Consider the following 13,473-nt stretch of genomic DNA (forward strand, 5'->3'; position numbering starts at 1 on the left):
CCATACGATTCGCATTGCACAGCGCGCCTATTGCCGTCCATCCTGGCGCCCTGCATCCTCGCGCAATTCATCCTTCACCATGAAGCCGTGCTTCAAGGGATCACGGTCGTCGATGAAAATGGTGTTGTAGCCCGTCATGCGCGCCCAGCCCTCGATGGATGGCACGATGGCGTCGAAGTCGCCGACCTTGGCGCGCGCCTCGACGCGGCCGCGGAACAAGGTGCCGATGATGCTTTCATGCACGAACGCATCGCCGACGTCCAGCTTGCCCTGGGCCGCCCACTGCGCCATGCGCGCCGACGTACCGGTGCCGCAGGGCGAACGGTCGATGGCCTTGTCGCCATAGAAGACCGCGTTGCGCGCATGCGCCTCCGCATGCCGCGGCACCCCGGTCCACTGCACGTGCGACAAGCCATTGATGGCGGGGTTTTCCGGATGCACGAACTCGTATTTCGCGCCGAAGGCCTGGCGCACGCGCGGGCTCCAGCGCAGGATGTCCGACGGTTGCACATGCTCCAGGCCGGGGAAATTCTGCTGCGGCGACACGATGGCGTAGAAGTTGCCGCCATAGGCGACGTCGGCCACGAGGGTGCCCAGGCCTTCGACTTCCGCCTCCAGCCCGCTGGCGTACAGGAAGGACGGCACATTGGTGATGCGCACGCTATCCACGTAGGCACCGTCCATCACATAGCGCGCCTGCACCACCCCGGCCGGCGTATCGATGCGCAACAGGCCCGGTTCGCGCGGCGTGACCAGCCCGCGTTCCAGCGCCATGGTCACCGTGCCTATGGTGCCGTGGCCGCACATCGGCAGGCAACCCGAGGTTTCGATGAACAGGAAGGCGATGTCGCAATCCGGCCGGGTGGGCGGATACAGGATGGCACCGGACATCATGTCATGGCCGCGCGGCTCGAACATCAGGCCGGTGCGGATCCAGTCGTAGTCACGCAGAAAATGCGCGCGCTTCTCGACCATGTTCGCGCCGACCAGCGCCGGCGCGCCGCCGGCAACCAGGCGCACCGGGTTGCCGCAAGTATGGCCGTCGACGCAGAAGAAAGTGTGAGAGTTCATAGACGTTCCCGCATACCCTGAGCCAGGTCGACCCGCCGCAACAGCGCCAGGCCGCCCACGAAGAAAAGTCCTGTGATGAGAATGGCCAGGCGATGATTCCCTTGCGTCAGCCAGGTGATCAGGCCATAGGTCAAGGGGCCGACCACCGCGGCCAACTGCACCGAAAACGTCCACAAGGCGAAGAATTCCGCCTGCCGTCCCGCCGGCGCCAGCGATCCCACCATGGCGCGGCCGGCGCTCTGGCTGGTGCCCATGCACAGCCCGGCCAGGAATGCCGCTACCCAGAACACCGGCACCGCCACGGCGAAATACGCCACCAGCACCATGACGATCCAGCCGCACAGTGTAATTGTCAGTGCCCGCTTGTGGCCGATGCGGTCCTGCATGTAGCCGAACAGGAAGGCCCCGGCCGCGGCGGCGATATTCACCACGAAGACCAGCAGCATGGTCTGTTCGGTGCGAAAGCCCATGGCCTGCTCCGCGTACACCGCTGCCAGCGTGATGACCACCGCCACGCCGGCCTGGTAGCAGGCCACGCACATCAGCAGGCGGCGGAACTGGACGTAGTGCGTGCGCGTCTCGCGCCACGCATGTGCCAGTTGGCTCAGCATGGCGGGCGTGGCGCGGCGCGCACTTCCCTCGGGCGCCGGCACGGCCCGTTCACGCAGGAACAGGAAAGACGGCAGGGCCGACAAGGCGAAGACGGCGCAAGTCACCAGGACCACCCAGGGCACGAACTGCTCCGCGCCCAGCCCGCGGCCTTGCGCCAGCGTCACCACCACCAGCGACAGGCCCAGGCTGAGCAGGCCGCCGCAATAGCCGAAGCTCCAGCCCCAACCGGACACCCGCCCCAGCGCATGTGGCCGCGCGAGCTCGGGCAGGAAGGCCGCCACCACCGACTCGCCGATGCAGTAGAAGTAATTGGACAAGGCAATGCCGATCAAGGCCGGCCAGACGTCGCCCGCCCCGACACGCGCCAGGCTGAGCGTCGCCAGGATGCAGCCCACCGTGCTGGCGAACAGCAGCCGGCGCTTGGCCGCGCGGGCGTCGGCGCGCGCGCCCAGCGTCGGCATGGTCAACATGATGGCCAGATAGGACAGCGACAGCGCGCCGGTCCAGGCCAGGGTGGCCCAATGTTCGCCGCGCCCGACCACGCCGACGAAATACGCGCTGAACACCGTGGTCAGGATGACCGTGGTGTAGCCCGAGTTGGCGAAGTCATACATGGCCCAGGCCCAGACCTCGCGCCGGGCCACGCCGGGATTCAGGCTGGTGGCCGCCAGGGCTGGGGCCGCGCCGCCCGCCGCGGCCGGTGCACCGGAATTACCGGAATCACCGGAATCACCGGAATCACCGGCCTGGCCAGCCTGGCCAGCGTTGCCGGCTTGCGGCGGCAGTGGCATTACAGGCCCAGGGCCGCGATGCCTGCCTTGGCGGTGGCGGCATCGTCAGCCGCCTGCACGCCGGACACGCCCACCGCGCCCACCACCACGCCTTGCGCGACGATGGGCACACCGCCTTCCAGCATGCCCGTCATGGGCGCCGACAGAAAGGCGTAGCGGCCGGTGTTGATGGAGTCTTCGTAGACCTTGGATTCGCGCCGCCCCACGGCGGCGGTCTGCGCCTTGGCCGGTGCGATCTGCGCCGAGATGGGCGCGGCGCCATCCAGGCGCAGCATTCCCAGCAGATGGCCGCCGTCATCGGCCACCGCGATCGACACCGCCCACTTATTGGACAGCGCATGCGCTTCAGCGGCCGCCAGGATCTTCTTGACGTCGTCGGCGGTAAGGACAGGCTTGCTATTCATCTCAGCGATTCCTTGATCAGTTCCAGTGCGTTGGGGTCCTCGATCGTTGCCAGGTCGCCGGGATCGCGTCCTTCGCACACCGCCACGATAGCCCGCCGCAAGACCTTGCCGGAACGCGTCTTGGGCAAGGCCGCGACGAACAGGATGCGCGCCGGCCGCGCCACCGGGCCCAGTTGCTGATCGACCACGCGCATCATATCGCCTTCCAGCGCGCGCATGGCAGCGTCGCCTTCGGCCTGGCCGGGATCCTTCAACACCACGAAAGCCTGCGCCACCTGTCCCTTCAGCGCATCCGCCACGCCCACCACGGCGCATTCGGCCACGCTGCCGTGGCTGCTCAGGGACTCTTCGATCTCCCGCGTACCCAGCCGGTGGCCGGCCACGTTGATCACGTCGTCGGTGCGCCCCAGGATGAACCAGTAGCCGTCGTCATCCACCAGTCCCCAGTCGAAAGTCGAATACACCTGGCGGCCCGGGATGGATTCGAAATACGTACGCACGAACCGTTCGTCATCGCCCCAGATCGTGCTCATGGCGCCCGGCGGCAACGGTGGCACGATGGCCACCACGCCCTTGCGGCCCGGCTCCAGGTCCTGGCCGGTATTTTCGTCGACCACCCTGACGTCATAACCATAGGTGGGAAAGGACGGACTGCCCAGGCGCGGCGGCGTGCGTTCGACGCCGGGCTGGGCCGACAGGATGGGCCAGCCGCTTTCGGTCTGCCAGTAGTTGTCGATGATGGGTTTGCCCACGGCCTCGCCGATCCAGCGCGCGGTCGGCTCGTCCAGCGGTTCGCCGGCCAGGTAGATGGCGCGCAGGGACGACAGGTCGTGGCGCCGCAGCAGTTCGGGATCCTGGCGCTTGAGCACGCGCACCGCGGTCGGCGCCGAGAACAGGGTGTTGACCTTGTAACGCTCGACCAGCCGCCACAGGATGGCGGCGTCCGGCCGCAACGGCGTGCCCTCGTAAAGCAGGGTGGCCTGGCCACCGATCAAGGGGCCATAGACGATATAGGAGTGGCCCACCACCCAGCCGATGTCGCTGGTGCAGAAAAAGGTCTCGCCCGGCTTGCCGTCGAAGATGTATTCCATCGAGGCGGCCAGCGCCACGGTGTAGCCGCCCGTGTCGCGCTGCACGCCCTTGGGCTTGCCGGTGGTGCCGGAGGTGTAGAGGATGTAGCTGGGCTCGGACGACTCCAGCCAGGTCACGGGCACGCGCGCGCCTTCATGGCGGGTGCGCAGTTGCGCATAGTCCCATTCGCCGTCTGCCAGCGGCGCCGGCGCCAGGCCACGATCCAGGACGATGACGGCGGCGGGACGCGACTGGCAGAGGGTCAGCGCCTGGTCCAGCAGCGGCTTGTAGGCCATGACCTTGCCCCCGCGCGAACCGGCGTCGGCGGACACGATGACCTTGGGCCGCGCATCGTCGATGCGTTGCGCCAGGTTGTGCGCGGCGAAGCCGCCGAACACCACGGAATGGATGGCGCCCAGGCGGGCGCAAGCCAGCATGGTGAATACGGCCTCGGGCACCATGGGCATGTAGACCAGCACCCGGTCCCCCTGCCCCACCCCCTGCTCGCGCAACATGGCGGCCACCGCGTTGACCTCTTCATGCAGCTGCGCCTGCGTATATATGCGCTCCTGGTCGACCTCGGTCGACACCCAGATCAGCGCTTGTCTATCCCCCTGAAGAGGGACCCAGCGGTCCACGGCGTTGTAACAAAGATTGGTTTTGCCGCCGACGAACCAGCGCGCAAATGGCAGGCGGCTGTCATCCAAAGTCTGTTGCGGCGGCATATCCCAGTGAATCCGGGCGCCCTCCCGGCGCCAGAACTCTTCCCGCTGATTGACGGAAACATAGTGGAAATCCCGGATTTTTTGCACGCGTGTCTCCTGTTATGGTTCAACTGTTTCAGATTCTTGTCGATCCTTACCAGTTATGTGGTCTTGTCAGAGAACAAATACAGTTCTCTCAAGACACCCGCTGCGGCTTCATCGGCGGCGAGGTATCCCTCGGATACCCAGGAGGGTCGACCTGCAGCGCTCTTTTTGAAGTTCGCTAGATTCTAGCCATATCAGTGCTGCTTAACTAATGCAAATCGTTACATTTTAGGTATACGCAAAGTCATCCTAAACTGTACGCAACATTGATAGAATCACGCGAGTTATTACAGGTCAGTTAACACATTGCGTTAACCTCCTTCAACTTTCACGGCGGTCGTCCGTCGTCTTCCAGGCGTCTCAAGCGCCTTCAAGCGAACAATGAACCGATACGGCCACCGTCTCTCACGATTCTTCTCTCCCCTCCTCCAGAATTCCCGCGCGCTGCGGCTCGGTAGCGTGACGCTAGGCGTCGCCATCCTGGCCGGCTGCGCCAATACCGGTACCTCTGACCGCTATGACTACGCATCGACCGATCTGGAAGGCTATGAAGCCCAGTGGGCCAGCAATGCCGACGATCCCATCGGCATGCTGTTGGCGGAGAAGCTGCGCCGCCCCGCGCGCGGCACGGGCATGGCCTACAAGTCGAGCGGCAACGGCACCGACAATGTGCTGCTGGCGGGCGAGGCATTGAATTACCTGGGCATCCGCTACCGCTTCGGCGGCTCGTCGCCGTCGACCGGCTTCGATTGCAGCGGCCTGGTTTCGTACGTCGCCCAACAATCGCTGGGCCTGAAGCTGCCGCGCAACGCCGCCGATATCTATCAGAAGGTGGGCGTATCGGTAGCGCGCAATGATCTGCAGGTGGGCGACCTGGTGTTCTTCAACACCATGGGCCGCCGCTATTCGCATGTCGGCATCTATCTGGGCGACGACCGCTTCGTCCACTCGCCCAGCGCCGGCGGCAAGGTGCGCATCGAGAGCATGGAACTGGCGTACTGGAGCAAGCGCTACAACGGCGCCCGCCGCATCGACAACACGCTCATCGCGCAGGCTCGTGCCGGCAATTGATATAAGCGCCAGGGCGCATTGCCCATAAAAAAACGCCCGTTCCATTGAACGGGCGTTTCGTTTCGGCGGAGCGCTCCTTTACGACTTCCCGACCATGGACCGCAGTACGCCATCGCGGCGGATCAGGCCGTGATACAGCGCCGCGGCGAAGTGGGCGACGAAGGTCAGGAAGAACAGATAAGCCAGCCAGCGATGCGCCAGCCGCAACCAGGCGAATACGGCGGGATCGGCCGGCGCGATCGGCGGCAGCGTCACTCCCGCCCACAGCGTCACCGGATAGCCGCCGGCCGACACCATCGCCCAGCCGATCAAGGGCATCGCGATCATCAGCCCGTACATCGCCAGATGCGAGCCATGCGCGGCCAGCTTCTGCCACGCCGGCAGGTCCGCGGGCAAGGGCGGCTGCCGCGATGCCAGCCGCACGATCAGCCGCAGACAGACCAGCACCAATATCGCGGCACCCAGCGGCCGGTGTAGCGACAGCAGCACGTCGTGCCACGTCGACACGGTGGCCGTCATGCCCACCCCGATGAACAGCATGGTGACGATCATCACCGCCATGAGCCAGTGCAGCAGGCGTGCGGGCCAGACAAATACAGTTTTCATCATTTTTTCTCCGAAGACAGGGGCGCCGCGCCGGGGACGCCGGCTTCTTCACTGGTACGCCGCAGATAGGAATCCGCGTAGGCGGCGGATCGCGCCGCCAGCAGCGGATCGCCGGAGACCTGGATGCCCTGGGGCAAGACGGTCGGGTCGTAGTTCACGTCCCGACAGGGACCGCTGTCCTGCGGCGCCACGTCATTCAGCACCAGGGTGCCGGCGTCTATGGTCTTGCGGTCGGCAGGCCAGGCCTTGGTGGCGTTGTCGACGGGATCGCCAGGGGCCGCCAGCGTCAATTCCAGTTTCCAGCTTTGCGCACCGGCCGCGATACGGCGCGGCAGATCCTCGCGCAGGATGTCCGGATCGCCGGCAGCCGCCACCTGGCCGGCGCCGTCGGTCTGCTGCGGCACCATGCGCCAGCGCACCGCCTGCCGGCCGCCGTCCTTGTTCACCAGATAGAAGGCGTTCAACGAGTAATACGTTTCGGTGGCGAAGCTGGCGCTGGGCTTGGCGCCCTTCACCCAGGCCAGGAACTCGGCCATTTCCGGATGCGCACCGACGAAGGCCTTGACCTTCGCGGGGTCGGGCTTGCCCGTCTTCGGATCGGGCGCGCTGGCGGTCAGTTGTTCATAGAAGGCCTGCGGTGTCGCCAGGGGGAAGACCGGCATGCTGTTCATGCCGGTGCGCCACTGCTGGCCGTCCGGCGCCGTCAGGCGCAGGGCCATGCTGCGGATCGGCACGCTGCTGTCCGGCGCATAGGGATTGCCGCCCGGCAGCGCGAAGCGGCCGACCACGGGGCTTTTGCGCGCCTCGAAGAACGGGGCGGTGGAATAGGCGCTGCCCGCGCCATTGCCTTCGAAATAGCCGATCACGCAGATACCCTTGGCGTGATTGCGCCGATAGCCTGGATGCTCGCCGCTATTGGCTTGCAAGGCGTCGACGACCTTTTTCGGGGTCAGCCGCGCGGGTGCCAGCCAGCCGCCGACATAGCCAAAGGCGAGCACGACGACCGCTACCGCGCCGCCGATGGCCACCCAACGCAGCGGCCGGTTGCCCGGATCGCCGTTTGAAGAACGCTGTGCCATGAAAATAACTCCCGACCGATGAGGTCCTGTACTGAACCGCTGTAAGACGCCGGAGCGCCCGGTTTATTCCTTTCCGAACCGCTGTAAGACGCCGCAGCGGCAGGTTTATTCCTTTAAACTTTTTTTGTTTTTGATGGAATAAGACGCCGCGCCGAACGTCTAACGAGGGCGATTGGCGTTTTTCTCCCGAGAGCAGCAGGCGCGTACCCTTCTGGCGCGCTTTCCAGGAAAGCCGGTCCGCTTATGTCTTCGACTGAACTAGATGCGCAATTGCGTGAACTGATCCCGCGACTGCGGCGCTTCGCGCTGTGGCTGACGCGTGACGTCCACGCCGCCGACGACCTGGTGCAGTCGACCATGGAGCGGGCGCTGTCGCGTTGGGGCAGCCGGCGCGGGGACGACAGCCTGCGCAGCTGGCTGTTCACGATCCTGCATCGGCGCTTCCTGGATGGACAGCGCAGCGCGAAGCGCCAGACGCGGTTGCTGGACAATCTGCAGGAACCCGATGAGCCGCATTGGCCATCGGCCGAACACATGGCCAGCACCCGCGCGACGCTCAACGCCTTCAGCGAACTGTCGACCGAACAACGAGGCCTGCTGCTGCTGATCGCGGTGGAGGGCTTCACCTACCAGGAGGCGGCCGACCTCCTGGACGTGCCGATCGGCACGGTGATGTCACGGCTGTCCCGCGCGCGCCAGGCCCTGCGCCAGCTGAGCGAGGGCAAACGCCCGGCGCCTTTATTGCGAGTCATGAAATGAGCAATTCCCCTGAAGATGACAATGTTCATCCCGCCGCCAACGGCCAGCGCGACGAAGGCGATCGCCGTGGATATGCTGGCGACCGGCGCGGCAAACACGGTCTTGCTGCCTACGCTGGCGACCGCCGCAAGAAAGATGATTTTCATGCGCACACTGGCGGCGGGGTCGACGATGACCATCTCCATGCCTACGTTGACGACCGGCTCGACGACGAGGCGCGCGAGGCCATCGACGAACATTTCGCGCGGCATCCGGACCAGGCCGCGCGGGCGCGGGCCTGGGCACAGGACGCGGGCGCGTTGCGGGAGGAACTGGATGACCTGCCCCTGCCGGCCTTCAATCCCGCCCTGGACCCGGCTGCCATCCGCGCCGGCCAAGCCGCGCGCTTGCGAAGCCGGTGGGCCATCGCGGCGTCACTGGTGCTATGCCTGGGACTGGGAACGGTGGGCGGCTGGCAGGCGCGCGACTGGCAAGGCACGGGCACGTCCTTGCGCACCTTGCCAATGAGCGACGCCATCGCGGCCTACAAGCTGATGGTGGTCGATCGCAGTGCCCCGGTCGACTTCGATGGGCCGAGCGTGGGTGACATGCAGGCCTGGCTGGTGCGCAATGTGGGCGCGTCCGCCAAGCTGCCGGACTTGAGCGCGGCGGGGTTCCAGCCACGGGGCGGACGCCTGTTCGCCACCGAAGGAGGCGCCGCGGCCATGGTCCTGTACCAGGACGCCGCGGGACATACGCTCAGTTTCTATGTACGTCCGCCGGAATCGCCGCAGCGGCTGCTGCCGGCGGGCCAGCGTGCCGATGGCGGACTGGTTGCGCGCTACGGCACGCGGCAGGGCCTGCTGTTCGCGGTGGTCGGCCCGCAGGCCAGCCTGGGCGAAACGGCGGTATCGCGCGCGCTGGACGAACAGACCTGACACCTGGTTCCATCGCGCTGCGCACTCGGCGCCGGCCAGCCGCCTCTGGCCGCAATCGCTGCGCCGGCCTGCGGCGCCCGTGCCGCGCCCCAGCCGCGCCCGGCCTGCCGCAAGACACGGCAGTCCGCACGCAGCAGCACGTAAAAAAAGGCCGTCGTGTGGGTTGATTTGCAAGATCAGCCCACACGACGGCCCTTCAATTATCCAGCTACTGCCGAACGCCGCCGTTAATGCACCTTCCCGGCGTTATTGGGATTGTTCGGACACAAGCCGCATTGGCTGAGCGCCTGTTGCATGCTGCATACCGAACGGCGGCAAGCCACCACCTTGATGCCGGCGCGCTGAGCCGAATGGCGGAACGTCTTCATGACGTTATGGCCAAGGAAATCGGTCAGCAGAATCACCAACTGCGTGCCCGTGGGCAACGCCAGACCGCGTTTCTGATGCGAAGGATCACGGCCACTGATGTGGTGCGTGATCGAAATATTGTGTCCCTTCAGCAAGTCCGGAATATTGCCTAGCCGGTCCGCCCCCACCACCACTGCGCTTAGTCCCGCCATGAGAATTCCCTCGTTGCGTCGTTGAAGTGGAATTAATGATAATGATTCTTGTTTGTTTGAGCAAGTAAATGAGAAGGCTTCTTATTTATATTTTTTATTGCCGGACGTAAAGACATAGCAGTTTCGATGTTCCCCCAGCCGAGCCGGGGGACCTGTCCGAAGAGGAAGGTGGGGGCTCCGCCGCCACAGGCCCCCTTCGCAGGACACCGGCTGGACCGGCGACGCCGTCGGGCCAAAGGTACGGCCGGCCTCGGCGAAGCAAAGCGGGCTCCGCCATTGCTGGGGAGCCCGCTTTGGGTATTCCGCTGCCGGCCGGGCCGGGCGAAATCCAGGGTTCTGCCGATCGGGAGTTCAGTCCGCTGTCTGCCCCTGCACCGCCTTCGCCACGACATTGCGCGTCAGGGCCGGCGCCAGCATTTCGATGAACGTGTAGACATAGTCGCGCAGGAACACGCCCGCCTTCACCCCCACCCGCGTCGTATGGGTGCCGAACAGATGCCCCACGGGCAGGCCGATCAGCCCTGTGTCCCGCCGCGGATCGTAGGCCACGCCGGCGATGATGCCGATGCCCAGGCCCACATCCACATACGTCTTGATGACGTCGGCGTCGATGGCCTCCAGCACGATGTCCGGATGGATGCTCTGGCTGGCGAAGACCTCGTCTATCGTCGAACGGCCGGTGAAGGCGCGGTCGTAGGTGACGATGGGATACGCCGCCAGTTGCTCCAGCGTCAGTCGCTTGGCTTCGCTGGACTTCAGCTCGGCCAGCTCGTGATCGGGCCGCACCACCACGGTGTGCTCCCAGGTGTAGCAGGGCAGCGTCGCCAGGCCCGGCGTCAAGGCCAGCGACTCCGTGGCGATGGCCAGGTCCGCCTGTTCATGCAGCACCATTTCCGCCAGCTGCGACGGACTGCCTTCAGCCAGGGACAGATGCACCTTGGGGAATTGCTTGCGGAAGGCGGGGATCACGCGCGGCAACAGGTAGCGCGCCTGCGTGTGGGTACATGCGATCACCAGGCCGCCCTCATCACGGCGGGCGAACTCGTCGCTGACCTTCTTCAGGTTATCGACTTCGCGCATGATGCGGTCGATGACCTGCGAGACGGCCAGGCCGGGCTTGGTCAAGCCCTTGATGCGCTTGCCATGGCGTTCGAAGATCTTGACGCCCAGTTCGTCCTCGAACTCGATGATGGCCTTGGACACGCCAGGTTGGGACGTATAAAGCATGCGCGCGGCTTCGGTAAGGTTGAAGTCGCGCCGTATGGTTTCTCTGACGAAACGGAATTGTTGCAGGTTCATGAGGGATCCCTAAGCTGGACCCCAATTATAGGTAATAAAGAATTAATTCTAAATTCCAAATTAGTATAAGCTTAGCTGCGGCCCTGGACTAATGGGGGGCGGAAGGAGTAACTATCAAGATGCGCCAACCCGGCGCGAGTCCCTCCCACAAAGAAAACCGATGGCCCGAAACAGCGCGCACGCCCCTTTGTTATGGATAGTCGCCTCCGGCTTCTTCATGCAGACGCTGGACACCACGATAGTGAACACCGCGCTGCCAGCCATGGCCACGGACCTGGGCGTCACGGCGCTGGCGCTCAAGCCGATCGTCGTCGCCTACATGATCACCATGGCGATGATCATGCCGGCCTCGGGCTGGCTGGCCGACCGCTACGGCAGCCGCAATGTGTACTTCACCACCATCCTGACTTTTGTCGTGGGCTCCCTGCTATGTGCCCTCTCCAGTTCACCAACCCAATTGGTGATGGCGCGCGTGCTGCAAGGCGCGGGGGCATCCATGCTGCTGCCGATCGGGCGCCTGACCGTTCTACGCACCGTATCGCCCAAGGAGTTCATCTCGGCGCTGGCATTCATGGCAATCGGCGGGCAGATCGGGCCGATATTCGGCCCCGTCCTGGGCGGCGTGTTCGTCCAGGCGCTCAGCTGGCACTGGATCTTCCTGATCAACGTGCCGGTAGGCCTGGTGGGGATGTGGGCCGTGCGCAAGTACATGCCTGCGCAACGGCTTGAAGACACGCCACGCTTCGACTTCATCGGCTGTGTGTTGCTGGCCGCCTGCTTGGTGGCATTCTCGGTGGCGCTGGACGTTCCCACGGCGGATCACCAGGCGGCCTGGGCCACCGGGTTGATCGTATTGAGCGGGCTGGCGGCGCTGGGCTACTACGCGCATGCACGCCGGCGCGAGTATCCCCTGTTTCCCCTGAGCCTGTTTCATGAAAGAAACTATACGGTGGGGATTGCCGGCAACCTGGTATGCCGCATCGGCGCGGCGGCGGTGCCTTTCCTCCTGCCCTTGATGATGCAGTTGGGCATGGGATATTCGCCGCTGCATTCCGGCCTGATGCTGGTCCCCGTCGCCGCCGCGGGCGCGGTCTCGAAATCCTGGGTGTCGCCCCTGATCATGCGTTTCGGCTACGAGCGTTTCCTGGTCGCCAATACGCTGTTCGTGGGCTTCTGGATCATCTCCTTCGCGCTGTTCTCGCCCACGTGGCCCTTGTGGTTGCAAATCGTCCAGCTGGCCGCGTTCGGCCTGGGCAACTCCATGCAGTTTTCCGCGATGAACAGCGTCACGTTGACCTCGCTGAATCCGCAGCAGGCGGGCCCGGGCAACAGTCTCTTCTCGATGTTCCAGATGGTGGCGATGGGCCTGGGCGTGACCGTCGCTGGCGGATTGGTGACGCTGATCGCCGGCCCCGCGCGCCACCTGGTGCCGGCCTTCACCTGGTCCTTCGTCTGCGTGGGGCTCATCACGTCGCTGTCGGCATTGGTATGGCTGCGCCTGGACAACCAGCGCCTGGCCCAGGTCGTGAAGCAGGCACAGCCGGCGTCCAAGGCGGCGTGAGGTCCGCCTGCGCGTGGGCGTCGGTCAATACGCGTCGCTGAATCGCTACCAGGCGCGTTTGCCGGATGCGCGGATCGTTAAACTGGCGCGATGAGCCCACCCCAAGATCCAGTGCAAGACCGGCTGATGTCCTATTTCCTCAGCGGCGCCGCCATCCGCAGCCGTAGCATCAGCGGCATCGTATTGTCCGGCATGGTCGACGCGCCCGCGCCGCCCGTGCGCCTGCTGGCTGATTGGGACCGGGAGATAGCGACAAATCTGGTCCTGGAACCAGGGGACGTTGAATCCATGCCGCTGGCACGCGCGCGGGCACGATGGCCGGACTACGGCCGCTGTGTTCAAGCGGCGGACGATTGGACGGGCGCACTAGGCCTGCCCGGCATCCTCGCCGCCAGCGACGTCGCGTTGATGGCTTGCCGGGGCGCGCGCTACCACCATGACGGCGCGCAATACGGCAGCGCGGCCTTCTGCAATCTTTTCATGAGCGAAGACAAGGGCCTCGATGTCCTCTTCCCCAATACGGGCCATCGCATCCCCCTGCGCCGGGGCACCGTGCTGATCTTCGACACCTGCCAACCGCACGGCGTCATCCCGCGCGACAAGAATGATTTCAACGAAACCGATTTCGCCCCCGACCAGGACAAGGTCCAGATCTTCCTGACCTGGGAACTTCCCATCGAAAACCCCGCCGTGGCGCGCGCGCTTCAGGTCGCGTTCGACATCGTTGCGCCAACGACCACGCCAGCGCATGAGGAACAAGTCTGCCTCGATGGCGAACCGGCTGAGATGTGCCCCGATTCGGGACTGTGGCGCCGGCTGCGTTAGCTCAGTCCAGCCAATTTTCGAGCGCCAGGCCGCGGGTA

General features: G+C 65.0%; 13 protein-coding genes. 5 read left to right on the forward strand and 8 right to left on the reverse strand.

The window, feature by feature from the left end; all coding sequences use genetic code 11:
- Positions 1–27: 27 nt before the first annotated feature.
- The 4 genes from CEY05_RS10595 to CEY05_RS10610 all read right to left on the reverse strand — a co-directional run bounded on the left by CEY05_RS10595 (position 28) and on the right by CEY05_RS10610 (position 4,761).
- A complete protein-coding gene (locus CEY05_RS10595) occupies positions 28–1,071 on the reverse strand; it encodes a 4-hydroxyproline epimerase (RefSeq protein ID WP_088598422.1) in 1,044 nt (347 codons plus the stop codon).
- Entirely contained in the window at positions 1,068–2,297 is a 1,230-nt protein-coding gene (locus CEY05_RS10600; protein ID WP_233161493.1) for an MFS transporter, read from the reverse strand. The genes CEY05_RS10595 and CEY05_RS10600 overlap by 4 nt, the downstream gene beginning before the upstream one ends.
- A 176-nt stretch (positions 2,298–2,473) precedes the next feature.
- Positions 2,474–2,878 carry a heme-binding protein gene (locus CEY05_RS10605; protein WP_088598424.1) on the reverse strand — a complete coding sequence of 135 codons (405 nt, stop codon included), beginning with the start codon at positions 2,876–2,878 and terminating at the stop codon, positions 2,474–2,476.
- Entirely contained in the window at positions 2,875–4,761 is a 1,887-nt protein-coding gene (locus CEY05_RS10610; protein ID WP_088598425.1) for a propionate--CoA ligase, read from the reverse strand. Before CEY05_RS10610 ends, CEY05_RS10605 begins: the two co-directional genes overlap by 4 nt.
- A 378-nt stretch (positions 4,762–5,139) precedes the next feature.
- Here CEY05_RS10610 and CEY05_RS10615 point away from each other — a divergent pair, with 378 nt between their 5' ends.
- Positions 5,140–5,829, forward strand: coding sequence for a C40 family peptidase (locus tag CEY05_RS10615; RefSeq protein ID WP_088598426.1), 690 nt, complete (start codon positions 5,140–5,142; stop codon positions 5,827–5,829).
- A 78-nt stretch (positions 5,830–5,907) separates the two neighbouring features.
- Here CEY05_RS10615 and CEY05_RS10620 read toward each other — a convergent pair whose 3' ends face one another.
- Positions 5,908–6,438 (reverse strand): cytochrome b, encoded by a 531-nt coding sequence (locus CEY05_RS10620; RefSeq protein WP_088598427.1) that lies wholly within the window; start codon positions 6,436–6,438, stop codon positions 5,908–5,910.
- The gene (locus CEY05_RS10625) at positions 6,435–7,514 is read right to left on the reverse strand and encodes a catalase family peroxidase (RefSeq protein WP_088598428.1); all 1,080 of its coding nucleotides are present in this window, start codon (positions 7,512–7,514) and stop codon (positions 6,435–6,437) included. Before CEY05_RS10625 ends, CEY05_RS10620 begins: the two co-directional genes overlap by 4 nt.
- Positions 7,515–7,757: 243 nt before the next feature.
- On the opposite strand from CEY05_RS10625, the gene CEY05_RS10630 reads away from it, so the two are divergent.
- On the forward strand, positions 7,758–8,273 hold the full coding sequence (locus CEY05_RS10630; protein ID WP_088598429.1) for a sigma-70 family RNA polymerase sigma factor: 516 nt from the start codon (positions 7,758–7,760) through the stop codon (positions 8,271–8,273).
- The gene (locus tag CEY05_RS10635) at positions 8,270–9,190 is read left to right on the forward strand and encodes an anti-sigma factor (protein ID WP_233161451.1); all 921 of its coding nucleotides are present in this window, start codon (positions 8,270–8,272) and stop codon (positions 9,188–9,190) included. Before CEY05_RS10630 ends, CEY05_RS10635 begins: the two co-directional genes overlap by 4 nt.
- A gap of 227 nt (positions 9,191–9,417) precedes the next feature.
- Here the strand turns inward: CEY05_RS10635 and CEY05_RS10640 are convergent, their stop codons facing one another.
- On the reverse strand, positions 9,418–9,750 hold the full coding sequence (locus CEY05_RS10640) for a DUF2325 domain-containing protein (RefSeq protein ID WP_088598430.1): 333 nt from the start codon (positions 9,748–9,750) through the stop codon (positions 9,418–9,420).
- Positions 9,751–10,101: 351 nt separating this feature from the next.
- Complete coding sequence (locus tag CEY05_RS10645; protein WP_088598431.1) at positions 10,102–11,049, reverse strand: CysB family HTH-type transcriptional regulator; 948 nt, start codon at positions 11,047–11,049, stop codon at positions 10,102–10,104.
- Between the two features lie 91 nt (positions 11,050–11,140).
- Between CEY05_RS10645 and CEY05_RS10650 the strand changes: the two genes are divergently transcribed.
- Positions 11,141–12,610, forward strand: a complete 1,470-nt coding sequence (locus CEY05_RS10650) for an MFS transporter (RefSeq protein ID WP_143220366.1) — start codon at positions 11,141–11,143, stop codon at positions 12,608–12,610.
- A gap of 126 nt (positions 12,611–12,736) precedes the next feature.
- Positions 12,737–13,435: a hypothetical protein gene (locus CEY05_RS10655; protein WP_233161452.1), complete on the forward strand. Its 699-nt coding sequence runs from the start codon at positions 12,737–12,739 to the stop codon at positions 13,433–13,435.
- Positions 13,436–13,473: the final 38 nt, after the last annotated feature.

The sequence above is a fragment of the Achromobacter sp. HZ34 genome, assembly GCF_002209485.1.
Lineage (GTDB): Bacteria > Pseudomonadota > Gammaproteobacteria > Burkholderiales > Burkholderiaceae_B > Bordetella_C.